General features: G+C 31.4%; 24 protein-coding genes. 1 reads left to right on the forward strand and 23 read right to left on the reverse strand.

What is annotated here, in order from left to right; all coding sequences use genetic code 11:
• Nucleotides 1–9: 9 nt before the first annotated feature.
• The 7 genes from smc to OZJ21_RS07145 all read right to left on the reverse strand — a co-directional run bounded on the left by smc (nt 10) and on the right by OZJ21_RS07145 (nt 9,962).
• Nucleotides 10–3,546 (reverse strand): chromosome segregation protein SMC, encoded by a 3,537-nt coding sequence (smc, locus tag OZJ21_RS07115; RefSeq protein ID WP_201897167.1) that lies wholly within the window; start codon nt 3,544–3,546, stop codon nt 10–12.
• 14 nt (nt 3,547–3,560) lie between these two features.
• A complete protein-coding gene (gene rnc / locus OZJ21_RS07120) occupies nt 3,561–4,259 on the reverse strand; it encodes a ribonuclease III (protein WP_003699981.1) in 699 nt (232 codons plus the stop codon).
• A 153-nt stretch (nt 4,260–4,412) separates the two neighbouring features.
• Nucleotides 4,413–4,655 (reverse strand): acyl carrier protein, encoded by a 243-nt coding sequence (acpP, locus tag OZJ21_RS07125; protein ID WP_003699980.1) that lies wholly within the window; start codon nt 4,653–4,655, stop codon nt 4,413–4,415.
• Nucleotides 4,656–4,731: 76 nt separating this feature from the next.
• Complete coding sequence (plsX, locus tag OZJ21_RS07130; RefSeq protein ID WP_081540694.1) at nt 4,732–5,733, reverse strand: phosphate acyltransferase PlsX; 1,002 nt, start codon at nt 5,731–5,733, stop codon at nt 4,732–4,734.
• 12 nt (nt 5,734–5,745) lie between these two features.
• Nucleotides 5,746–7,782: an ATP-dependent DNA helicase RecG gene (gene recG, locus OZJ21_RS07135; protein ID WP_268857631.1), complete on the reverse strand. Its 2,037-nt coding sequence runs from the start codon at nt 7,780–7,782 to the stop codon at nt 5,746–5,748.
• A 74-nt stretch (nt 7,783–7,856) separates the two neighbouring features.
• A complete protein-coding gene (locus OZJ21_RS07140; RefSeq protein ID WP_098034682.1) occupies nt 7,857–9,557 on the reverse strand; it encodes a DAK2 domain-containing protein in 1,701 nt (566 codons plus the stop codon).
• A 42-nt stretch (nt 9,558–9,599) separates the two neighbouring features.
• Nucleotides 9,600–9,962, reverse strand: coding sequence for an Asp23/Gls24 family envelope stress response protein (locus OZJ21_RS07145; protein WP_003701710.1), 363 nt, complete (start codon nt 9,960–9,962; stop codon nt 9,600–9,602).
• A 264-nt stretch (nt 9,963–10,226) separates the two neighbouring features.
• On the opposite strand from OZJ21_RS07145, the gene rpmB reads away from it, so the two are divergent.
• Entirely contained in the window at nt 10,227–10,412 is a 186-nt protein-coding gene (gene rpmB / locus OZJ21_RS07150; protein WP_003694225.1) for a 50S ribosomal protein L28, read from the forward strand.
• A gap of 71 nt (nt 10,413–10,483) precedes the next feature.
• Here rpmB and OZJ21_RS07155 read toward each other — a convergent pair whose 3' ends face one another.
• From OZJ21_RS07155 to OZJ21_RS07230, 16 genes are all read right to left on the reverse strand, one after another.
• Nucleotides 10,484–11,146, reverse strand: coding sequence for a thiamine diphosphokinase (locus tag OZJ21_RS07155; RefSeq protein ID WP_160993594.1), 663 nt, complete (start codon nt 11,144–11,146; stop codon nt 10,484–10,486).
• On the reverse strand, nt 11,143–12,033 hold the full coding sequence (rsgA, locus tag OZJ21_RS07160) for a ribosome small subunit-dependent GTPase A (RefSeq protein ID WP_406565665.1): 891 nt from the start codon (nt 12,031–12,033) through the stop codon (nt 11,143–11,145). The genes OZJ21_RS07155 and rsgA overlap by 4 nt, the downstream gene beginning before the upstream one ends.
• A 69-nt stretch (nt 12,034–12,102) precedes the next feature.
• On the reverse strand, nt 12,103–13,806 hold the full coding sequence (gene pknB, locus OZJ21_RS07165) for a Stk1 family PASTA domain-containing Ser/Thr kinase (protein ID WP_034982532.1): 1,704 nt from the start codon (nt 13,804–13,806) through the stop codon (nt 12,103–12,105).
• A complete protein-coding gene (locus tag OZJ21_RS07170; RefSeq protein WP_003705984.1) occupies nt 13,806–14,549 on the reverse strand; it encodes a Stp1/IreP family PP2C-type Ser/Thr phosphatase in 744 nt (247 codons plus the stop codon). Before OZJ21_RS07170 ends, pknB begins: the two co-directional genes overlap by 1 nt.
• A 12-nt stretch (nt 14,550–14,561) precedes the next feature.
• Entirely contained in the window at nt 14,562–15,899 is a 1,338-nt protein-coding gene (gene rsmB / locus OZJ21_RS07175) for a 16S rRNA (cytosine(967)-C(5))-methyltransferase RsmB (RefSeq protein ID WP_003705982.1), read from the reverse strand.
• A complete protein-coding gene (fmt, locus tag OZJ21_RS07180; RefSeq protein ID WP_003705980.1) occupies nt 15,889–16,845 on the reverse strand; it encodes a methionyl-tRNA formyltransferase in 957 nt (318 codons plus the stop codon). The genes rsmB and fmt overlap by 11 nt, the downstream gene beginning before the upstream one ends.
• Nucleotides 16,846–16,862: 17 nt before the next feature.
• Complete coding sequence (gene priA / locus OZJ21_RS07185; protein WP_268857655.1) at nt 16,863–19,283, reverse strand: primosomal protein N'; 2,421 nt, start codon at nt 19,281–19,283, stop codon at nt 16,863–16,865.
• A 6-nt stretch (nt 19,284–19,289) separates the two neighbouring features.
• Nucleotides 19,290–20,489 carry a bifunctional phosphopantothenoylcysteine decarboxylase/phosphopantothenate--cysteine ligase CoaBC gene (gene coaBC / locus OZJ21_RS07190; RefSeq protein WP_268857632.1) on the reverse strand — a complete coding sequence of 400 codons (1,200 nt, stop codon included), beginning with the start codon at nt 20,487–20,489 and terminating at the stop codon, nt 19,290–19,292.
• A 144-nt stretch (nt 20,490–20,633) separates the two neighbouring features.
• On the reverse strand, nt 20,634–20,831 hold the full coding sequence (gene rpoZ, locus OZJ21_RS07195) for a DNA-directed RNA polymerase subunit omega (RefSeq protein WP_003699958.1): 198 nt from the start codon (nt 20,829–20,831) through the stop codon (nt 20,634–20,636).
• Nucleotide 20,832: 1 nt separating this feature from the next.
• Nucleotides 20,833–21,450: a guanylate kinase gene (gene gmk / locus OZJ21_RS07200; RefSeq protein WP_003699957.1), complete on the reverse strand. Its 618-nt coding sequence runs from the start codon at nt 21,448–21,450 to the stop codon at nt 20,833–20,835.
• A 121-nt stretch (nt 21,451–21,571) separates the two neighbouring features.
• Nucleotides 21,572–22,426 carry a phosphotransferase gene (locus OZJ21_RS07205; protein ID WP_268857633.1) on the reverse strand — a complete coding sequence of 285 codons (855 nt, stop codon included), beginning with the start codon at nt 22,424–22,426 and terminating at the stop codon, nt 21,572–21,574.
• A 156-nt stretch (nt 22,427–22,582) separates the two neighbouring features.
• Nucleotides 22,583–22,936 (reverse strand): Spx/MgsR family RNA polymerase-binding regulatory protein, encoded by a 354-nt coding sequence (locus OZJ21_RS07210; RefSeq protein ID WP_003701717.1) that lies wholly within the window; start codon nt 22,934–22,936, stop codon nt 22,583–22,585.
• Between the two features lie 24 nt (nt 22,937–22,960).
• A complete protein-coding gene (locus tag OZJ21_RS07215; RefSeq protein ID WP_003699953.1) occupies nt 22,961–24,163 on the reverse strand; it encodes an FtsW/RodA/SpoVE family cell cycle protein in 1,203 nt (400 codons plus the stop codon).
• A 71-nt stretch (nt 24,164–24,234) separates the two neighbouring features.
• On the reverse strand, nt 24,235–24,456 hold the full coding sequence (locus OZJ21_RS07220; RefSeq protein WP_003699952.1) for a DUF2969 domain-containing protein: 222 nt from the start codon (nt 24,454–24,456) through the stop codon (nt 24,235–24,237).
• A gap of 11 nt (nt 24,457–24,467) precedes the next feature.
• Nucleotides 24,468–24,731: a membrane protein insertion efficiency factor YidD gene (gene yidD, locus OZJ21_RS07225; protein WP_201897166.1), complete on the reverse strand. Its 264-nt coding sequence runs from the start codon at nt 24,729–24,731 to the stop codon at nt 24,468–24,470.
• Nucleotides 24,706–25,692 (reverse strand): rod shape-determining protein, encoded by a 987-nt coding sequence (locus OZJ21_RS07230; RefSeq protein ID WP_003701754.1) that lies wholly within the window; start codon nt 25,690–25,692, stop codon nt 24,706–24,708. Before OZJ21_RS07230 ends, yidD begins: the two co-directional genes overlap by 26 nt.
• Nucleotides 25,693–25,722 lie beyond the last annotated feature (30 nt).

The raw sequence follows: 25,722 nt of genomic DNA on the forward strand, positions 1-25,722 counted from the left end.
TACCTCTCCTTAATCAATATCATCAAGAGCCACAGATACTATTTGTGAAACCCCTGATTCTTGCATAGTTACCCCATAAAGAATATCTGCATTTATCATCGTTCCTTTTCTATGAGTTATCACTATAAATTGTGTTTCATTATCAAATTTTTGTAAATACTGTGCGTATCTAGCTACATTTGTATCATCTAAGGCTGCTTCCGCTTCATCTAAAATTACAAATGGTACAGGTCGCACTTTTAAAATAGCAAATAATAAGGTAATGGCCGTCAATGCTCTTTCTCCACCAGAAAGTAAACTTAATTGCTGTAATTTTTTGCCCGGTGGTTGTGCCATTATCTCAATTCCTGTTTCTAAAATATTTTCAGGATTAGTTAAGCTTAGTTTTGCATATCCACCAGAGAACATTATTGGAAATACCTCACTGAAAGCTTTCGACACTTGTTCAAATGTTTTTTGGAATCTATTCTTAACTTCTAAGTCCATTTCATTCATACTTACTTCTAACTGCTCTTTTGCCGATAGTAAGTCATTTTGTTGGCTATTTAAAAACTCATAACGTTCATTGACTCTTTCATATTCAGAAATAGCACCTATATTTACTACACCTAACTCATCTAATCCTAATTTTAATAACTTGAGTTTCTTTTCAATAGTATTTAAGTCTTTTTCAGAAATTTGATGTTCTACTTCTTCAAAGGTCACCCCATAATTTTCTGATAAATCTTTTAAATTCCTATCCAAAATATTATCACATTGACTTATACGTATACTTAACTTTTTTTGTTCTTCATAAGCTGAGCGCTGAAGTTCGTTAGCTCTTGTTAATTGTTTCTCAGCTTCTTTTACTTCTATGTGTAATTGTTTTCTTTCTTCCTGTGCATCTTTTAATTTCTTCTTTATACTGTCAATCGTATTTCTTATATATTCTTGTTTATCCTTAATATCTTCTTTAGCACTTAAAGCAATTTTTTCTTTATTTTTTATTTCCGCAATAGCATCTTGCTGTTTCTTTAGTAATTCAGAAATATTTTCTTCTTGTGTCATTAATTCTTGCAACTGGAGTTTTAATCCTCTTAATTGTTCAATTATAACCGCCTCTCGTTGCTTATAGCTGCTAATCTCTTCACGTTGCTTTTCTATACTATAAGAATTATGTTCTTCAGCTTTCGCTTTTTGAGTAATTAGCTGCTCTAAACTATCTATTTCTTTTGTTAAAGAGTGTAGTTTTTCTTTATTTTCTTCAAGATTTTGAGAAAGTATCTCTATATTTGTATACTTACTACTTTCCTTTAACTCTTTTAGTTTAATCGATTGGTGCTCATTTTCTATCTTAATAAGTTCGAATTTTCTACGATATTTATCTCTATCAGTTTGCAATCTATTCTTTTTAACTTGAAGGGTATCGATCTTATCTTGAATTTTTTTATATTCTTCGTGAACCTTTCCCCAATAGATTTCCATATCTTCTAATTTTTTCTTCATTACTTCGATATCGGATTGCAAATCTTCAATTTGTAATTTTTGTTCTAACAGACCTGACTTCTTTTGCTTTACAGCACCACCTGTTATAGCACCACCTGGATTCACTACATCACCATTTAACGAAACAATTCTTACACCATAATTTAATTTTTTTGCAATTTCAGTAGCAAAATCTATATTTTTAGCGATTACTGTTGTTCCTAATAAATTTTGACTCACTTTTAAATTTTCTTTAGATACTTTAACAAGCTCGCTTGCAATACCGACATAGCCATCTAATGATTCTAAAGTTACTCTATATTGTTTATTCAGCATTCTAGCTTTAACTGTTTTTTGTGGTAAAAATGTCGCCCTACCTAGTCTGTTATAAGTCAGATGCTGTATAACTTTTTTAGCTACATTCTCGTCTGTAACAATAATATCTTGTAAGTGTCCACCTAAAGCTACTTCCATCGCCTGAGCATATTCTTTAGGAATTACAAATTCTTCTGCTACAGATCCGATAATACCAGATATATTTTTACGTTCTTTTAGTACTTCTCTAGCACCTTGATAATATCCTGTATAACTATCTGAAATACTTTTTAGTGTCTCTAATTTAGTCTGTGCACGTTGATAAATATCCCATGCCTTATTTCTATTATTTTTTAACTCACTATCCTTTTTAGATAGTTCGACTTCCTTAATTTTAAGTTCTTTTAAAGTAGTAACTATTTCTTGATACTTATTATCTTTATTATTAAGAGTAGTTTTTAATTCATCTAGCTGTAGTTTTAATTTATTTTTTTCATTCGTTATATTTTGAATATTCTTATTAGTCTCAGCTTGATTCTGACTTTTTTCTTCTAACTCTTGCTCAATATAATTATTACTATTATTGACTAAATTCTTCTCTTGTATCTTTCGATTTAATTCACTTTTTAGTTTTTCTAGAATTTCTTCTGGTTCTTTTACATTATCTATTATTTTTTCTAACTCTAATATTTTTTTAGATAGTTTTTCTCTATCATCTTCCAAATTAGCTATTTTTTCTTTAACAGATTGTTTTCCAGTTCGAATTTCAGTCAAATTATCTAGATTAGCACTATATTGCTCTTGAAGTTCAGATAATCTTTCCTTTTGAAATTTTTCTTCTTGTCTAGACATATTTTGTTGTCCAGATATTTTTTCCTCTTGTCTTACAAGTTCCGTCAATTCATTTTGTTCATTGTCAATTAAACTCTCTAATTTCTTTTGTCTAGAATGTAATACTTCTACCTGTTTACTCTGTTCAGAAGTCATTCTTTCTTTGTCAGATAAAATTTTTATAACTTTTTGTAATTCCGATTCTTTTTGCTCTTTTTCCGAACTTTTTTGTGTAATTTCTAAAACTAATCTATCTCTATTTAATAAATCATATTGTTCTTTTTGACTCAAATAATCTTTTGCCTTACTAGCCTGTTGAGCTAAGGGATCACGCTGCCTACTTAATTCAGACAGTATATCTGCTACTCTCTTTAAATGCTCAGTTGTTTCAACAAGTTCACTTTCTGCTTTTTTCTTTTCTTTTTTATATTTTAAGACTCCAGCAACCTCTTCAATTAAAATACGTCTATCTTGAGGTTTGCTATTAAAAATAGACTCTACTCTTCCTTGAGATATAATCGAAAACGATTCTCTTCCTAACCCTGTGTCGATAAATAAATCTACGACATCTTTCAACCTGACTTTCTTTTCGTTTATGAAGAATTCACTATCACCCGAACGAAAGATTCTTCTTGTAATTCTTATTTCATTTGGCTGATTATATAGATATCCATCTTCATTATCAAGAACTAATGTCACTTCTGCTCTATTTAAAGCTGCACGTGTATCTGAGCCAGCAAAAATAATGTCCGACATTTTACTACCACGCAAATTTTTAACTGACTGTTCACCTAAAACCCAACGTAACGCCTCTGTAATATTACTCTTTCCACTACCATTCGGGCCAACAATTCCAGTTAATCCATCTTGAAAATTTATAATTGTTTTATTTGCAAAAGACTTAAAACCATTTAAAGTAAGTGATTTTATTTTCATCTGTATACAAACTCCTACTTTCTGAGTTTCTTTAAAGCTTGATATGCTGCCATCTGTTCGGCAGCTTTTTTAGTACGTCCAGTACCTTCGCCCATGACTTCATTATTAACAACTACATTCATTGTATAGACACGTTCATTATCCGGACCTGTAACATTAACTTCATTATATTTAATTTTACATTCCCCGTTTTGTTGCAAGACTTCCTGTAATTCAGTCTTATTATCCATCATATGGTCAAACCAACCCAATTCTAATTTTGGAAAAATAACCTTAGAAATAAATCTTACAACTTCATCTTTTCCTTGATCTAAATATAAAGCACCTATAAATGATTCAAAAATATCACATAACAAACTTGGACGCTGACGAGCATTTCCTTTTTCTTCACCTTTACCTAATCTAATATACTCATTAAAATGGCATTCAATAGCAAATTTACTAAAACTATCAGCTCTTACCATAGCCGCCCTTAGTCTTGACATTTTTCCTTCAGGCATTTCTGGATAATGTTCATAAATATATTCGGACACGCATAACTGCATTACAGCATCACCCAAAAATTCTATTCTTTCATAATATTTTAACTTTTTCTTTCTTTCTGGAGTTTCATTTACATACGATGCATGAGTAAATGCCGCATCCAATAAGTCTACATCTTTAAAAGTGATGTCAAAATCTCTTTTTAACATTTCTTGTAATCCTTCAATCATTAATACCTCTCCTTAATAAAATTAATAAATTTCATATTTTCCGTTATATAAAGTAATCAATCATTATACAGTGGAGAATAAAAAATTCAAAACAACTATGACTTATTTATTATACCAAAAAAGCCGGCTACATGTGCCAGCTTCCATCTTAAATTATCCTTGATGACTATATATATATTTAACAGCATCACCAACAGTATGAATATTTTCAGCATCCTCATCTGGAATTTCTGCACCAAATACATCTTCCAATTCAAGGACAAATTCCACGATATCAATTGAATCTGCATCTAAATCTTCTTGAAAATTTAAATTTTCTGTAATTTCATCTGCTTTTATTTCAAATCTATCCTCAATAATCTCAGAAATTTTTTCAAATATCTCTTTTTCTGACATAAATTTGCCTTCTTTCAAATTTTTTACTACTTGTAGTTTACTAATTTTACTATTAAATGTCTAGCTTAGTTTAGAATTATACATTCTTGTTAAAATAATCTGTAAATTTCGATAACATATCATTTTCTAGCATATCATTGATTTGTTTAACTGTATAATATACTGTTTCTGCATCTGATGCACCATGAGCCTTTACAACTGGGGCCTTAGCTCCCAATAATACTGCACCACCATATTGAGATGCACTCATTTTATTACGAATCTTCATAATACTTGGTTTTAATAATAAACCACCAATTTTTCCTAGTAGACCAGCTGACATTATAGTATCTTTTAAGAGATGCATAGCTGTACCGGCTGTACCTTCTATAGCCTTCAAGACTGCATTACCAGTAAAGCCATCTGCTACTACTACATCGCAAACACCTTTCAAAATATCCTTTGATTCTACATTACCAACAAAATTAATACTACTATCAGCTGCTATTAAATTATGTGCTTCAAGTGTTAATTTACTTCCCTTGTGTGGCTCAGTTCCATTATTTAACAAACCTATTCTTGGATTTTTAATATTTCTAACACTTTCAGCATAATATTTTCCCAATAAAGCATATTGATATAGCTGTTCTGGCTTATTATCAGCATTAGCTCCACTATCCAAAAGATTAAATGCTCCACCTTCTTTAGTTAATACTGGTAGAGTTGACAGTAATCCTGGACGAGCAATCCCTTTTATTCTACCAACAATTAATAAACCAGCCGCTAATAATGCTCCTGTATTTCCACAAGAAAATAATGCATCAGCCTTTCCTTCTTTTACAGCATATGCTGCTCTAACTAAAGAAGAATCTTTTTTTCTTCTAATTGCTTTAACTGGCTCATCATTCATGTCAATAACTTCAGTAGTTTGGATAATTTCAATATTTTTATCACTTGTCAGAATTTTTCTTATCTTCTGTTCATCACCAAATAACATAAATCTGAGATCCGGATATTTATTTCTCGCCTTTTCTACACCCTCAACTACACTTTGTGGTGCAAAATCTCCACCCATAGCGTCAACAGCAATTTTTTTCATCTTTACCATCTCCTAATCAATAATTTCCTCTTGGGTAAACTGTCTATTCAAATGCTTGATTAATTCAAAATTCTCTTCCTTTGTTTCAAAATTAGGACTAAAAACAACATTATGAGCTTCCTCTTGAGCAACTTGTAATATATTCAAATTTACTACTGGATCCCCCACTTTAAATTCAGGTAAACCTGACTGCTTTTTCCCTAGAACTTCACCAGGACCTCGCAATTCTAAATCTTTTTGCGAAATTAAGAATCCATCATTAGTTTCCGTCATTATTTTCATACGTTCTTTACCATACTCACTCTTAGGATCTGCCACTAAAATACAATATGATTCCTTACTACCACGTCCTACCCTTCCACGAAGTTGGTGTAATTGGGCTAGACCAAATCTATCTGCATCCAAAATGATCATTACAGTAGCATTAGGAACATCTACCCCTACCTCAATAACAGTCGTAGAAACAAGGATGGAAACCTCCTTATTTTTAAAAGCTTGCATGGCCTGTTCTTTTTCATTAGCATCCATCTTTCCATGTAATAATGCTACTTTTTCAGAACCAAAGTATTCTTTTGCCTTCTCAAAAACTTCTTCTGCATTTTGTAAATCTAATAATTCAGATTCTTCTACTAAAGGGGAAATAATATAGGCTTGTGTTCCTAATTCGAGCTGCCTTTTAACAAATTCAAATACATTTTTTACTTGTTTCTTCTTAACCCAGCTTGTTTTAACAGGTTGTCTCCCTTTTGGAAGTTCATCTATTATAGACACATCCATCTCACCGTACGTAGTGATTGCTAATGTACGAGGGATAGGAGTAGCAGTCATAGCTAAAATTTCAGGATTAACTCCTTTTTTCCTTAAAATTCTTCTCTGATTAACACCAAATCTGTGTTGTTCATCAGTAATAGCTAATCCTAAATTGTGAAATTCAATATTATCTTGGATAACAGCATGTGTTCCAATGACAATATCAATATCACCATTTTTTAAATGCTTTAATAATTCTCTCTTAACTTTTACTCTGCTCAATGAAGAACTTGTCATTAAAGCTACACTTATCCCATATTGCTCAAATAAATTAGCTAATTTTTCTGCGTGTTGCTGAGCTAATATTTCCGTCGGAGCCATTAATACTGCTTGAAAACCTGCAGTTACTGTAGCATACATAGCAATTGCAGCAATAATAGTCTTACCGGATCCAACATCACCTTGTAGCAATCTATTCATATGATTTGAACTTAACATATCTGCACAAATTTCATTTACTACTCTTTTTTGTGCTTTCGTTAATTCAAAAGGCAATCCTTTAATGAACTCTTTCAATTTTTCATTATTATACTTAATCCTCAACCCCATATTTTTATGATTATCCCTTTTTAAAAGTTGAAGACCAGCTTCAAAACTAAAAAATTCATCAAATATTGCACTTCTTCTAGCCAAATCTGCCTCCTTTTTCGTCGAAGGAAAATGCATATCATGAATCATTTGCTTTCTATTCTCTAAATGATATTTTATACGAATGCTTTCAGGAACAACATCTCTAATGTAGGAATTATATTCATCATATGCTTGTTTTACTAATTGCTTAACTACACTTTCCTTGATATCTTTAGACGAACGATATACTCCCACAAAATCATTAGTCTTTCTAGAGATTATCTTTATGCCAGATAAACTTTGCCTCAAAGCATCATATTTGCCATATACAGCTAGCTCTTGTCCTGTAGTTACCTGTTTTGATATCCATGGTTGATTAAAAAACGTTACACCAATCACGTCATGATTAATTAATAACTTAAAATTTAACCTACTCTTTTTTTTACCAAATCTTACTAAAACAGGTTCAGATGCCACTATTCCTTTTAGTGTAACTTTTTCTTGACTATTTATCTCTTCTAAATTTTTGACCGCAATATCATTATATCTAAAAGGATAGAATGTCAATAAATCTTCAATCGTATTAACTCCTAATTTATTAAGAGCCTGTATTTTCTTAGGACCAACACCTCGTAAAACTCCGACTGAATCACCCAAATTCACCAACATCACCCCTTTTAAAATCTACTTAAAAAGGAGCAAAAGAACTCATATCTCCCACTCCTTTAAAATAATAAAATATTTTACTCAACAGAAATTAGATAAGGATAAACAGGTTGATCTCCTTCGTGGATCTCTACTTCTAAGTCATCATCGATGTCAAGAATTGCCTGCTCAATTTCTTTAGCTTCAGCTTCATTACCATCTTCACCATAAATGATAGTTACAACTTCACTATCATCATCAAGCATTGATTCTACCATTGAAATTGCAGCAGTTTTAGAATCACTAGCAGTAACTGTAATATCTCCATCCACAATTCCCATATAATCGTCCTTTTTAATTTCCTTACCATTTAGAGTTGTATCTCTAACTGCGATCGTTACTTGACCAGATTTCACAGAAGATATATTTTCTTCCATATCTGTTACGTTATCTTCAAGATCCATATCCGGATTGAATGCAAATATTCCTGACAATCCCTCCAAAACAGATCTAGATTGTACAACCTTAACAGGAATATCTACTAATTCAGTTGCTTGCTTAGCAGCTAGGAATATATTTTTGTTATTAGGGAAAATAATGAATTTCTTAGCTGAACTAGCAGAGATAATATCAACAAAATCTTGTGTACTTGGGTTCATTGTTTGACCACCATCTAAGATATCTGTTGCACCTAAACTAATAAATAAGTCTTTCAATCCTTTTCCAGAAACAACTGTTAATATTCCATAATCGCCAGCATTCTTTCTAGCATCAGCTAACTTCTTAGCTTCTACATCATCTTTATCATTATCTTCATCTTTTTCAAGAATAGTTTCATGTTGTAATCGCATGTTGTCAACTTTAACCTTGATTAAAGAACCGAATTCTTGACCGTAGGATAAAACTTTGCCTGGATGTTCAGTATGTACATGAACCTTAACAACTTCATCATCCGCAATTACTAGTAAAGAGTCTCCAATTTCAGCCAAATGATTTCTAAATTTATCGTACTCAAATTCTTGGTCTACTAAGCGCCCTGCACCTAACTTTACCATTATTTCAGTACAGTAACCATATTTAATATCCTCTGTATGTAACTGACTTTGGACACTCTTATGATGTTCAGCATTTACCATTTCGTCCATTTCTTCTACATTAGGTACATGCTCATCATCGGTAATATTTCCTGATAAAGCTTCATAGAAACCTTCATATACAAATGTTAGCCCTTGACCACCAGAATCCACTACACCTACTTCTTTTAAAACCGGTAAAAGTTCTGGAGTTGTTGCCAATGCTTGCTTAGCAGCTTCATAAGTTGCTTCCATAACTTCAACACAATCATCTGTATTTTTTACTGTATTTCTAGCAGCTTCAGCAGCTTTACGAGCAACTGTTAAAATAGTTCCTTCAGTTGGTTTCATAACTGCTTTATATGCAGTCTCAACTCCACTTGTAATTGCATCTGCTAAATCTTGAGCTGTTAAATTTTCTTTTTTAGCCATACTCTTGCTAAAACCACGGAAAATTTGAGATAAAATAACACCTGAATTACCTCTAGCACCCATCAACAAACCTTTAGCTAAAGCTACTCCTAGGTCCCCTACCTTAGTAGATGTTGATTCTGAAACATATTTATATCCACTAGCTAGGGATAAACTCATATTGGTCCCTGTATCACCATCAGGAACTGGAAAAACGTTTAATGAATTAATAAATTCAGCATTTTTATTTAACTTATTAGAACTTGTCAGTACCATTTTTCGGAACTCTGACTCAGTAATCTTAGCGACTTTCAAATTAAAATTATCCTCCTTGGCAGTCTAGATTCCAAAATATATTTAATCTCCAATAACACGTACACCTTGTACAATGACGTTAACCGACTCAGCTTTAACTCCAAGCATAGATTCTAAGTTATATTTTACTTTACTTTGTACATTACGACATACTTCAGAAATTTTTGTACCATAACCTGCAATAATATAAACGTCAATAGCTACTCCATCTTCTTGTTGGCGAACAACTACACCCTTGGAATAGTTATCACGACGTAAAATTTCATTTAAATTATCACGAATTTGATTCTTACTAGCCATGCCAACAATACCGAAAATTTCAGTAGCAGCTCCACCAACAACTGTTGCAATAACATCATTGGAAATATCAATATTACCTAATTGGTTTTGAATTTTTACAGCCATAATATATAGCCTCCTTAACTGATTGGCATTCATACAAATAATTATTCTATCATATTTATGATACAATTAAAATCATCTTTAAACCAGAATATTTTATCTGATTATCAAAAAATTATCTATTTTGAAGTCATTTTATTCAAATAAAGGTGTAAAGTAAATTAACTTTACAAAAAAATGTTGCAATCATTCTCTATCTATGATAATTTTATTTAGTGGATAAGCATTTTTTGCTTTATTTGAGATTGAAATGGAGGATATATAGCAATGGCAAAAGATTTTGTTACAGGTCGTAAGACAACTTTTGGTAAGAAACGTTCTCACGCTTTAAACCAAACAAATCGTAGCTGGAAGCCAAACTTGCAAAAAGTTCGTATTTTAGTTGATGGTAAGCCTAAGAAAGTTTGGGTTTCAACTCGTGCTTTGAAGTCTGGCAAGGTTACTCGTGTCTAATAGATAACAAGTAATATACTAAAAAACAAAGGTCATAATGTTTCGAATTGAAGCATTATGACCTTTTACTTTTAATCTTTACTTTGAATAACACAAAGTAGTCCACTTTTAAAACTAAAGCTAGCTTTATCCCCTACAAATTCATTACTTGCTAATGCAATGGGGTAAGCATAGTTAGCATTATTCAATTTATATTTTTCATCATATAAATTTAAATCTTTAATTTCTTCTAATGGTATGAATGCCAAGTAATCAAAGCTTTCCTCTTTATTTATAGTATACTTACCTGGCAAAAAGAAATTTATAATATTTCTTCTATCAATAATTTTTATTTTGTCTGCATAAAATCTAAATTCTGGCTTTAAAACAAACATTATATTAGCCAATAAGTGATCTATTCTTCCACCTGTAGCTCCATAGATAGTAATTTTTTTTGGGTGATATTTATCTATTGCTAACTTTACAGATAATTCAGTGTCGGTGTAGTCTTTTTCTGGTTTAAAAGTTATTAATTCAGGTACATTTTCCTTCACTAATTCTATCTCTTCTTCACTAGAAGAATCAAAGTCTCCAACTGCAAATAGTAAGGATTGGTGATGTTTAACCAAATCTACTGCACCTTTATCCGCTCCTATCCAATGATCTTCACTAAAACTGTTTTTCCAAAAATTTTCAGGTAATTCTTCACGTGGTCCACCAACCAAAATGTTTATTGTCATTTCATTGTCCATCATTTATACCTAACCTTTTTATTAGCTAACATATCTTGAAACTGTACATAATTAATGTATCTATTTTCCAAAATTTTACCCTTGTTTACTGCATCTTTAACAGCACATTTAGGTTCTTTTAAATGTAAGCATCCTCTAAATTTACAGTTATCTTGATATTTAACAAAATCTGGATACATTAATGGTAATGTATCTTTTGTTATATTTAATAACTCAAATGATGAGAATCCTGGTGTATCAGCAATCATTACACCATTAATATCTAATAAAGTTACCTTTCTTGTCGTATGTTTTCCTCTACTTAATGCTTTAGAAATCTTACCTGTTTCTAAACTTAAATCTGGCTTTAAATCATTAAGTAAAGTAGACTTACCTGCTCCAGTTTGTCCCATCACAACCACTATTTCATTAGTTAAATCACTCATCAAATTATTTAATACATTTTGTCTGTTTTCATTTTCAAATGAAATATAGCATGAATAATACTTACTATAATAATTAAAGTAAGATTCAAATTTTTCTCTTTGTTCTTGGTTTAACAAATCTGCTTTTGAAAAAAATAAAACTGGCCTTACATTATTACTTTCTAACATTACTAACTGTCTGTCTAATAAATTTGGAGAAAAATCTGGCTCTACACACGCCGAAACAACAATAGCTGTATCTACGTTAGCTATAGGCGGTCTCACCAACTGATTCTTACGAGGATAAATTTTTAATATATATCCATCACCATTGTCGTCAATTTTAAAGTCTACCCAATCACCAACTACTGGTGTCATTTTCTTTTTCCTAAAATTTCCTCTTGCTCTTGTTCTATACTCTTTATCTTCTACTAAAACATCATAATACCCACTTAGTGATTGCTTTATGCGCCCTTTTGTCGTCAAAAAATATCCTACTTCCTTTCTCATTAATATAAAAAAGTAGAGAAATACATCCTATATTTCCTCACTTTATTATTTAGCTAACACAACAATTACTTGTGATCCTCTCTCAACAATAGCATTGGGTGCTGGACCTTGCCTCACAACTTCACCACTTTTAAACTTATCAGATGCCTCGTACTGAAAAACTACATCTATATTCTGTTGCTTAGCGTAACTTTCAATTTGAGATTTATTCATCCCACTAAACATTTTTAACCTAAAATGAACGGGACCTTTACTAACTGTAAATGTAACGGTTGTTTGACTCATAACAACAGCAGCACTTGGCTTTAAACTTTGAGATGTTATTGAATCTTTAGTAACGTCATCAGTATACTTCAATTTCTTATAAACATGTACACCTTGATTTTCAAGTCTCTCTTTAACATCATCATAATTTTGTCCGCGATAATCGCCAAATGGTTTCTTATCTGGTCCCTTAGATATTACCAAACCTACCGATGTTTTTTGCCGTACATTTGATCCCTGCTTAGGATTAGTACTAACTATTTGACCATAATTATATAAATTTGAATATTTTTCCGTAACTTTACCTATTTCTAATTTCTTGTTATCAAGAATGCTTTCAGCCTGCGTTTGAGTCATTCCTCTTAAATCTGGCATAGTAATTACTTTGGGAGTTGTAATTAAAGCAAAAATCACAACTGAAATAACGATTAAAGCTAATATTATTGCCCCAACTGTAATACCTCTTTTTTTTCTGCTCCACTTTTGTTTTTTCTCTCTAGTCTTAGTAGTTTCTTCGTTCTTCTTTATAGCATCTTCTGAGAGAATCAAAGTTTTAGTTTCATCTAAATTTTCGTCAATAAAACTGTCTTTTATTTGAGGTAATATCTTTGTTTCTTCATCAACAAAATTTTGCGGTCTCCATACTTTTTCGTTTTTTCTATCTTCATCTAAAACTGTTCTTAAATCATCCGCCATTTCTGCCACTGTTTTATATCGGTCATTTAAATTTTTAGCAGTCGCATGCAATATGACATTCTCTAGGGATTGTGGAATATTATTATCATAATTACGAACAGATGGCATATCATTACGATAATGCTTTAAAGCTACAGAGATAGCTGTCTCTCCTTGGTACGGAACTTCACCAGTTAACATTTCAAACAAAATTATTCCTAAAGAATAAATATCGGATTGCTTAGTTACCATACTTCCTCTTGCTTGTTCAGGTGAAATATAATGTACTGAACCAACTAATGTATTAGTCTGAGTCATTGTAAATTCCGCAACTGCAACAGCAATTCCAAAATCAGTAATCTTAACTGTCCCATTCTTATCAATTAAAATATTTTTCGGCTTTAAATCTCTATGAATTATATTGTGTGCATGCGCATCCTCTACAGCCGATAAGATTTGTTCCATAATTTCTATTACACGTTCGTATGGAAGTTTATGATTTTTCTTTATGTATGCTTTTAAATCCATACCATCTACATATTCCATAACTAGATACTGCATACCATCATCTGTTTGATCAATGTCATAAATGTTAACTATATTAGGATTAGTTAATTCTGTTAATGACATCGCTTCTCTATGAAATCTTCTCAAAGAAGCAGGATCATTTTGTAAATCTAGTCTTAAAACTTTCACCGTAACTGGTCGATTTAAAATTAAATCATCAGCTAAATAAACATTAGCCATTCCACCTTCACCTAGAACACGTCGAATCTTATAACGACCATTCAAAACGTATCCTGGTCCCATTAATATTTCACCTCTTCATCAAACGACACAAGTAATACAGAAATATTATCATTTCCTCCTGCTCTATTAGCCTCATCAACCAATCTTTGACATTTATCAGGTAAAGATTCAGATATATTTAATAAACGTTCTAACTTCGTATCTTCAACCATATTAGTTAAACCATCTGTACATAACATCAAAATGCTATTTTTAGTAATTTGAAAAAATTCTTCATCTAATTCTGAATTTTCCGATATTCCTAAAGATCGTGTGATGATATTCTTTTTAGGATGATGCTCAGCCTCTTCTGGACTTAATTCACCCTCTTTTATTAATTCATTGACTAGAGAATGATCTTCTGTAACCCTAGTAAGATTTCCTTTTTCTAAAATATATCCCCTACTGTCACCTATATGTGCTAGTAAAAATTCTTGTTCAAATATGATAGCTACTACTAATGTTGTTCCCATACCACGTAAATCTTTATAGTGAAGAGAATTTTTTAAAATTAAACTATTTTCTTCATCTACTTTTTTAGAAAGCCAAGTACTTGCTTGAGAAATAGAAAAAAAACTTGTTTCACTAAAGTAATAGCCTAGATGGGATACTGCCATTTCTGAAGCTACTTCTCCCCCGTTATGGCCACCTAATCCATCAGCCACAATTACCATTACTGCTCCAGCTTTATTGACAAATTTTCCAACATAGTCTTCATTATTTTTTCTCATTTTTCCTAAATCACTTAAATATGCAATCTCCATACTCATCAACTCCTATTTTTTACGTAGCGTTGCTATAAAGAAACCATCCGACATGTAATCATCTGGATATATGGTTAAAGAAAGTGTATCTCTTTCATCTTTTAATTTATTTTTTGTATAAGTCTTTTCTTGAACAAACTCTGGATGCTTTTTAAGAAAATCATCAATAACTTTTTGATTTTCAATATTTAAAATTGTACATGTACTATAAGTCAAGTATCCACCTTTTTTTAATAAAGGTGCTATTTTTTCTAAAATATTAACTTGAATATCATGTAGACTATATGAGTCAGCCAACTTTTTTTCATATTTTACTTCTGGTTTTCTTCTCATTAAGCCTAATCCAGAACAAGGTGCATCTACTAAAATTTTATCAAATTTTTCCGAATCAAATTCTGTTATCGCCTTTCTCGCATCTAATTGTTTAGCTGATACTTTAGATATTAATCCTAATTTATTAGCATTTTCCTCTATCAATTTCACCTTATGTTTGTGAATATCTAAAGCCCAAACTTTGCCTTCACCTGTCATTAATTTTTCAGCTATTTGTGTTGTTTTACCACCAGGAGCAGCACAAGCATCTAGAACTATATCATCTTCTTGAATATCCATACTTTCAACAGCTAACATTGCACTTTCATCTTGAATTATCATCTTTCCATTTCGAAATTCTGAACTCTTTGGTAAGAAGCCCCCATCTACTATTAAAGCATCTGGTGTAACTTCACTTTCTCTAATCGTATAGCCATCATTCTTTAGTTCATTTACTAAAATTTGCTTGTTAACTTTATGAGTATTGATTCTTACACTATGCTTTGGAGAAGTATTTATTGTATCTAATATCGACTCGACTTTAGTAATTCCTAATTCCTTAATTAATTCTTCCACTAGCCACTCAGGGGTACTAGTCCCTATACTCAACCTTGTAATATCGTTATCAATTTCATTAACTTCTCTCAAACCATTTCTTCTGATTGAATGCAGCACACCTGTAACAAATTTTCTAATACCGGTATGTCCCTTGATTTTTGCTATTTCAATAGATTCATTAAATACAGCTCGGTCTGGAATTTTATCTAAATAAACCATTTGATACAATGATACTAATAATAATTCCTTAACCCATAATTGTAACCTATTTGCCTTCTTAATAAATGGTTCTAACCAATATTCTAAAGTTAACTTATGTTGTATTACTCCATAAACAATTGTTGTTAATAATTTTGTATCTTTAACAGAAAGGTTATTTTCTTCTATCACTTTATTTAATGCTAGATTTGAATATGTACCTTGACTTTCAACTCTAGTTAGTAATTCAACTGCTAGTAATCTAACTGTCTTATTCTTCATCTTCAATTATCCTTTGTCCAATTTTTAATCCTTGTCCAACTCCATTTAAATATGAAGTTATATCCATTTTTTGTTTACCTGCCGGTTGTAATTCAATAATTGAATAAACAGTCCCATTATATGCAGATACTTTTAACTCATGCTTATCAACATTCACAACATATCCTGGAGCGAATTCTGTTTTTTCTTCAAGTGGTTTAATACTCCATAACTTCGTTCTCTTTCCTTTGAAATTTTTAAAATAAGCTCCAGGTGCTGGGCGTAATGCTCTCGTCTTCCAATCAATTTCTTTAGCTTCTAAATTTAAGTGTAAAATTTCTTCTTCTGGTTTGATATTAGGTGAAAAAACAACTTTATTTTCATCTTGTTTTACAGCTTCAACATTACCAGAAATAATTTTAGGTAATGTTTCTAGAAGCACATCTCTTCCTAAAATACTCATTTTTTCAAAAATAGTTCCAGTATCATCTGTAGATTCTATTTTTAATTCAGCTTGAGCTAGCATATCCCCAGCATCCATTTTCTTAACCATATAAATAATAGTTACACCTGTCTTATCATCACCATTCATAATTGAATATTGTACAGGAGCACCGCCTCTATATTTAGGCAATAATGATCCATGAACATTAATTGCAGCAATTTTTGCACTTTCAATTAATTTTGTTGGCAAAAATTGACCGTATGCTGCTGTTACTATTAAATCTGGTTGTAAGTCTATTATTTCCTGCATTTCATCACTGCCACTTAATTTTACTGGTTGAAATACTTTTATACCGTATTTCAAAGCAACTTCTTTTACAGGTGAGGCATGTAGTACTCTCTTTCTTCCAACAGGTCTATCAGGTTGTGTGACCACAGCTAAAACATTATAACCATTTTCAATAATTCCTTCTAAAATTGGTGCAGCAAAAGTTGGTGTTCCCATAAATACAATATTTGTCATAATATCACGTCCTTAACTTAATTAAATTTCAATGGTTCTCTATCTATCACAATTTGTATACCTTCTCTTTCAATTATTTGACTTGAAAGAAGCAAATCTTGTAAATAGTTAATTAATTTTGTTTCTTTTTTATATTTAATAACAATTTGATAATAATAACGATTATTTATTTTAGTAACCGTCTGTGGAGTCGGACCCAATATAATAGTTCCTTTAGAGACATTCATCCTTACTTCATTATTTATTTTAAAAATAGTTCTAGCCGTCAATGACTCTGAATTAGAACTTACTGTTATCTTTAATGTATAGTAATACGGTGGATAATTTAAATTATGTCTAAGTTTCATTTCTTTATAGAAAAAATTTTCATAATCGTGATTCTGAGCTAGTTTTATAGCATAATGATCAGGATTAAAAGTTTGAATAATAACCTCTCCATCTTTATCAGCACGTCCAGCACGTCCGCTAACTTGTGTTAAAAGTTGAAAAGTTCTCTCACTTGCTCTAAAATCCGATATCCCAAGCGATGTATCTGCATTTAAAACTCCAACAAAAGTTACATTTGGAAAATCTAGTCCTTTAGCTATCATTTGCGTTCCAAGTAAAATATCAGCCTCCCCATCTCCAAATGTTCTTAATAGTTTCTCATGTGCTCCTTTTTTTCTAGTTGTATCTACATCCATTCTCAAAATTCGAGCTTGTGGAAATAGACCTTTTAGCTCTTTTTCAATTTTTTGTGTCCCAGTACCATAATATCTTATTTTTTTGCTACTACAACTAGGACATTCATATGGTATTCTCGCTTCATATCCACAATAATGACACTTTAAAGATCTGCTATCTAAATGAACTGTCAAAGAAATATCACAGTTAGGACACTTTATTACATAACCACACTCTCTACACATCATAAACGTCGAATACCCTCTACGATTTAATAGAAGCACTATTTGTTCCTTTTTATCTAGTTTTTCCTGAATTGAATTAACCATTTTAAGAGAAAAATCTGGAATTGGAGAGGTTTTTACTGCCTCTCTCATATCAACAATTTGTACTTTAGGTAGCTTTTGATCGTTAACTCTTTTAGTTAATCTTAACCAATCATATACTCCCTTTTGTGCCCTAGCTCTAGACTCTAGTGATGGGGTTGCACTCCCGAAAATAACAGGACATGAGTGGTATATTCCACGCCATTTAGCAACATCTTTTGCATTATATCTAGGCATTTCATCTTGCTTGTAACTAGATTCATGTTCCTCATCCACTATTATGACTCCTAAATTTTTCAAAGGAGCAAAAATAGCAGATCGCGCTCCTACAACTACCTGTGCTTCTTCTCTCTCTATTCTTCTCCATTCATCGTATTTTTCTCCTATAGAAAGCCCACTATGCAAAACTGCAACTTTGGTGCCAAACCTAGCTCTAAATCTTTTTACCATTTGCGGTGTTAACGATATTTCAGGAACCAATACAATAGCTGTTTTCCCTTGATTAAGAGCAGTATCTATTACTTGTAAATATACCTCTGTTTTTCCACTTCCTGTTACCCCTTGAAGCAAAGATACTCGCGCTTTATCGTTTTCGATATCATTATCTAATTTTTTCACAACTTTACTTTGTTCTTGTGTAAGCTTATGCTTTTTTTCATAATAACTCTTATAGTTAGCAAATGGATCGCGATATTTTTCAACTTTTACTACATCTATCCATCCTTTTTCACTAGCATTTTTTATATCAGCATTAGTAAAATTGTATTTTTCCCTCAATTCACTTTGCCGTATTTTTGACCCCACAGGAAACTCTTTTAATGTATTTAGTAACTTTTTTTGTTTGCTGGCATTAGGGGAAATACTTCCTAACTCATTCTCATACTCTTGTAAAGATAATTTTGTCTTAACCACTGAGACTAACTTTGCTTTAGCCTTATTTTTTACAATGTAGTCTACTTTTATTTTTCCTTGCTTTCTTAACTGTAATAATTTATTTATCGTACTAGAATTTACTTTTTTATCACTATCTAATAAATCAGATTTGCCTGAAAATAGCTCTTTAACTTTTTCATCTTGCTCTCCAATATAAGTAAACTTTCGCTCATATTTAGCTTTCATAATACTTGGAAGCATTACTTGAAGGCACCTAATTTTGAATGAAAAAGTATACTTTGACAACCAATCTGCAATTTCCAACATTTCTTCATTCAATACAGGTTCTAAATCTAATACACTATCAATTTCTTTTATATTATCTATATTTTCACTACTAGACTTAAAATTTATAATAAATCCCTGAATCAATCTGTTTCCCTTTCCAAAGGGAACTACTACCCTCATTCCTTTTTCTAGTTGTCCCTGCAAATTTTCAGGTATTTTATAAGTAAATGGTTTATTAGTTTGCATTGTAGGTACATCTACAATAACTTCAGCAAAATTTTTTAAAATTTTAAATCACTCCTTAGACATAAGTTTTTCAACAATTACATCCAAAATTTTATGACTTAATTCTTTTTTATTAGTCTTAGGTAACTTAATAGGACTATTTTTCAAAGTAAATAGTGTTACTTCATTATCATCATTTCCAAATCCTATATCTTTTCTAGATACGTCATTTCCAACAATCATGTCCGCATGTTTGGAAAGTAACTTATTTTGAGCATTTTCATATAAATTATTCGTCTCAGCAGCAAATCCTACTAATATTTGTTTTTCCTTAACTGAGCCCAGTCCTTTTAAAATATCAGGATTTTGTACCAATTCTAATGTTAACTTTTCTCCAGTCTTTTTAATCTTGTTATTTGCTACTTTAGCAACATGATAGTCAGAAACAGCTGCTGCCATTATTGCAATATCAGCAGTTTTAAATTCTTCATTCATTTTTCTTTCTAATTCTTTAGTTGTTTTAATTCTGTTGATTTTTACACCTGGGGTTGCCAATAAATTAGTAGGACCACTTACTAATGTAACGCTTGCTCCACGTTCGAATGCTGCTTCCGCTAAAGCGTAGCCCATTTTTCCACTCGAATAGTTAGATATATACCTGACAGGATCAATTGGTTCGATTGTACTTCCAGCAGAAATAACGACTTTTTTACCAACTAAATCTTTCTTTAAATTTATTTTATTAATAATCCACTCAATGATCTCTTCTTCTTTAGGCAATCTTCCCTTACCAGTATATCCTTCAGCTAACATACCTGTATCTGGAGACATTATTTTTACACCATCATTTATCAAAGTTTGCATATTTCTTTTGGTAGCATTGTTCAATAACATTTTCTCATTCATCGCTGGAACAACAAATTTCGGCATATCTATTGCTAATAGTGTCGTAGTAATAAAATCATCAGCTATACCATTAGCCATTTTTGCTATTATGTTTGCTGTAGCTGGTATAATCAAAGCAAAATCAGCCCAATTAGCTAATTCAATATGTGGTATTGGGTTATCATCTGTTATCTCAAATAAATCAGTATAGACTTCTTCATGTGTTAAAGCTTGGAATGTATATGGAGTTATAAATTTTTGAGAAGCTTCGCTCATAGCTACTTTTACTTTAAATCCTTTTTTAATTAAGCCTCTAACAACATTTGCTGCTTTATAAACAGCAATTCCACCTGTTAAAAATACAGCAATATTTTTTCTCTCCATAAAGACTTCATCCCTTCAAATTTCTATCAATATCATAGAATAAATCTCATATACTATATTATACCAAGTGACATACAATTTCATTATAAAAAAGCCGTGGAGAACAATCTCTACGGCTTTAATATAGCTACTAATTATATATAATTAGTCTTCCTTAATTTTAACTTTACCAGCAGCTATTTCTTCTAATGCATGTCCAATATTTTTTGGTGATTCATAATTGGATAATAATTCTGGGGAACCAGCATCTAAATCGTGTGCACGCTTAGCAGCTAACATAATTAAAGAATATCTAGAATCAACTTGTTCTAATAAATCATCTACTGATGGGTATAAAATCATTTTAATTCAACTCTCCTAACTGTTTTCGATAGTCTGGCAAGAAACGCTTTACTCTCCAGCGTTCTGCTCTAATTATTGTTTTAATTTTTTCGGCTGCCTTCTCAACTTCGTCATTTACAACAGCATAATCATAATTTTGCATCATTTCTATCTCATCTACTGCTTTTTTCATACGTTTATTAATAGTATCAATATCATCAGTACCTCGATTAATAATGCGCTGTCTCAACTCCATCAAATCTGGTGGTGTAAGGAAAATAAATAAGCCATCCGGAGCCTTTTCTCTAACTTGCATAGCACCTTTAACTTCAATCTCTAAAAATACATCCTTACCACTATCAAGCATCTCATTAACATACTTCAATGGAGTACCATAATAATTATCTACGTATTGTGCATACTCTAGCATTTGTCCAGCAGCAATTTCTTGTTCAAATTCTTCCTTTGATACAAAATAGTAATCTTTACCGTTTACTTCTCCAGGACGCATTTCTCTTGTTGTCATAGAAACAGAATAATGAAACTTATTACCTGGTTGTGAAAATATCTCTTTTCTGACAGTTCCTTTTCCAACACCTGAAGGGCCAGAAAGAACAATCAACATACCTCTTTTAGCCATGAATTAAAAAACTCCTATTTAATATGTACTAAAATTAATAATGCACTATCTTAATTATAAATGCAAGTAAACTTATCAAATTTTTATTAATATATAAATTACCAGTCATAAAGTAGCCGTATTACAATTCTAAAAAACTCTTATCTTCCTTAATAGCTACTAACATATCATCAGCCATTCTCCCAAATTTTTTCTCAGGATGTGATAGATGAAAATTCAATATCTCTAATGCTGTTTTAAATAATAATACACTTTGAAGAGTTTCACTAGGAATTTCAAATGGTCTATTTTCTCTATAGCCCTTCAAGAAAGCATTTCTTAAATCTAAATCTTTTACTTCATTAAAAAAGAACTTCACAAAATCTTGATATGCTACTCCAATACGAGAACGTTCGAAATCAATTAATATTACTTGATCTTGATATTTTTTTATATTTCTAATACTAAAGTCACCATGCAACACTACTCTTGGTAATAATTCATACTCCAATTGTGCTTTTTCAAGACGTTCTTTAATAATTTTATTTACATCATTAATATCATCTATATATTCTGTGTTTTGCAGCATTTTTACTAAAGTATCTATTTGTTCACCTAATGAACTTTTATCTTCATAAACAGATACATTTCCTGTTAATTTATTATGGAAATCTGCTAATAAATTACCATATAAATAAGCTTGTTCTTTAGAGATTTTTTTCTTATCCGTATCCTCTAATTGTCTATCCTTAAGAACTACTACATAATTATCTTCAAAAATCACACTATCTAGATAAATCTCAGGATAATATACTTGATTTACATGTTGTTCAGCGTAAAACATATCTTTATTACTAAAAATCTTAACAAATAAGTCTTTTTTATATAATTCACTATATCCAGATAAATGGACATTACCAGCAATATCATGAATATTTTTTAATTTTGCCTTATAATAATCATTTAAAAATTCTATCAAAAAATCTATTCCATCCATCGTGCCTACCTCCCCATAATTTCCTTCTGTCATTATTGTATTAAAAATTAGATTGCACCACAAGTAAATTATCATATTAATCTAATAAAAAAATTCGAACCATAATTATTAGATTAATAAATTATAGTTCGAATTTTCAATTTTAGAATTACTTTTTTATAAAAATTCTTTGTACTTTTCTTCTTTAAAGCCGCAAAGCACACTACCATCGTCTTTTATTACTAAAGGTCTTTTGATTAACATTCCGTTGTCAGCTAACAATTTTGCTTTTTCTTCAATTGATAACTCCTTCAATTTATCTTTTAGATTCATTGTTCTATATAAGTTACCACTAGTATTAAAGAAATATGTTGCCTTTTTTTCTGTATCTTGTAACCATAATTTGAATAAATCTTCCTGAGGTCTTTCTTCAGTAATCTCATAATATTTATAATCAATACTATGATTATCTAGCCATTTAATTGCTTTTTTACATGTACTACATTTTTTATAACAATAAACCTTTAACATAATTTATTCTCACCTCAGTATGTATTAACGAAATTCCTTACTGCTGCTAAACATATAGCTCTTATTATGGTATCTCATGGACATTATTAATCCTATACCTATCATGTTTGCAATTAAAGCAGATCCACCTTGGCTTATAAATGGTAGAGGAATACCTGTTAATGGTAATAATCCAATACTCATACCAATATTTTCAAAAACGTGGAATAAGATCATCATAATAACACCTGTAGAAATATACGCATAAAATTCATTTCTAGTATCAAAGGTAACCTGAATCATTTGGAAAATAAGTAATAGATATATAAAAATTAAAATGCATCCACCAATGAATCCAAAATTTTCACCTATAACAGAAAATATCATATCCGATTCTCTAACAGGAACATATACATTAGAATGATTAAATCCAGTACCAAATAACTGTCCTGATCCAATAGCTTTCATACTTTGCCATAATTGATAACTATTACCCGTAGTGGATGCAGATGGGTTTAACCAAGCTTCAATTCTAGCAAATTGATAAGCTTTAAAACCTATTGCCATTAATAAATTTCTCCCATAAACAGCTAATAAAATACCAGCGGTTCCTAAGAAAGCAGCACCTCCAAAAAGAGGTGCTAGTATCTTCCAAGAAACACCTGAAACTAAAATCACACCACTAAGAATAGCAAAGAAAACTAACATTGTACCGAAGTCATTTTGTAATTTCAACAATACAGCAACCGGTAATGTCCATAGAGCCAACTTTCCTATCAAATTCCAATCTGTTTTAATAGTATGCTCATAAAACTCTGCATTATGCTGTGCAACCACCCTACCTAACATTAAAATATAGGCAGGTTTCATCACTTCAGACGGTTGAAAAGTCAAAGGTCCAAAAGCTAACCAACTCTTAGCCCCAGTCTTTAAAGCATAAGCTCTACTATAAAAAATCAAAACCAAAACTAACAAAGTAATACCTAAACCATACGCAATAGGAGCTACTTTCCACAATTGTTCAGCATCAAACTGCATAATAAATATAATTGCACCTATCCCTATTGCATACCACATAGCTTGAGAAATAAGTGTTCTTGGTACACTCATTGTACTAGTGTCATGACTTGCAGCAACATAAATTGAAAGCATTCCTATTATTGCAAGAACCATAACAGATAGAATGATTCCCCAATCTATTCGTGCGTCTTCTTCTTCACGACGTTCTCGCGACTGTCTATCCTGCACTACTATCCTTCTCCTTTGTCTAACAAATTAGTTATATTGGTACACTATTAACTTTTACTGTTCGTAGCTTATTATCTATGCAAATGATATTCTCTTAATAAAATTTCCATTGCTTCAGCTTGTGAACTGACTCTAAAAGTTTCACCATTTTTCAATTCTGCAATATATCTTTTCCCATCTTGCAAAATTCTACCGATCACTTCTTGATCCTTAGTAGTTAGTTCTGTAATTGTATTATTATCAACAATTTTTTCGACTTCAAGTATTTCAATATTCTTTTCTCGTTTCGACACAAAAAATCCTCCTACTTATCATCATTTCTAAAAATTGTAAACTTCTCCGGAACAACATCTACTCCACCCTCTACAAATGGATTACATCTCAAAATCCTAAAAAACCCCATTATAATTCCTTTAACAACACCATGCTTTTTTATTGCATCTATTGCGTAGTTAGAACAAGTTGGATAATATCTACACGTTGGTGGAAACATAGGAGAAATATACTTTTGATAACATCTTATTAAGAATATTATTCCCTTATTAATTTGATTTTTCAATATGGTCAAGTAATTTTCCTGTTCCTAAAGCAACATCATCCAATGGAGTTTCTGAAATCATAACTGGTACCTTCAAATGCTCTGAGAACAACATGTCTATTCCATCTAACAATGCACCACCACCAGTAATAACAATTCCTCTATCAATGATATCTGAAGCTAATTCTGGAGGAGTCGTACTTAATAGATCCTTAGCAGCAGAAATCATAGCTTGCATCGTATCATGCATTGCTTCTTCCGTTTCATCAGAAGTCATCGTAATAGTCTTAGGTAATCCATCAACTACATTTCTACCACGTACACTAAATGTTTCATCTCTGTGTCCTTTTAGTACAGAACCTATTTCCATTTTTACTTTTTCAGCAGTTCTTTCACCTATAATTAAGTTATGTTTATTTCTTACGTAATTTGCGATATCACTATTTAATTTATCTCCAGCTGCACGTAATGAACGACTTACAACAATATCTCCTAGTGATAGTACTGCTATATCACTAGTCCCACCACCGATATCAATTACCATATTTCCATGTGGTTGGAAAACATCTAAACCTGCACCAATTGCTGCAACTTTAGGTTCTTCTTCCAAGTATACCTTACTACCACCACCAGATTTTTCTGCTGCTTGTCTAATTGCTTTTCTTTCAATATCTGTAGTGTTAGTAGGACAACAAATTAAAATGTTAGGACGAGACATGAAACCTTTAACGTTTAATTTTTTTATAAAGTAGGACAACATTTGCTCAGTCATATCAAAATCAGCAATTACTCCATCTTTTAAAGGACGAATTGCACGAATATTACTAGGTGTTCTACCAACCATTTGATATGCTTCAGATCCAACAGAAAGAACCCTGCCACTCTTAGTATCTATAGCAACAACTGATGGCTCATTAAGGACAATACCTCTACCTTTAACATTTATTAAAACATTAGCAGTACCCAAGTCGATACCTATATCCTTCACCATAAGAGAAATCTCCTTTTACTAAATTTTATT

The organism is Ligilactobacillus sp. UO.C109 (assembly GCF_026847815.1).
GTDB classification, from domain to species: Bacteria; Bacillota; Bacilli; order Lactobacillales; family Lactobacillaceae; genus Ligilactobacillus; species Ligilactobacillus salivarius.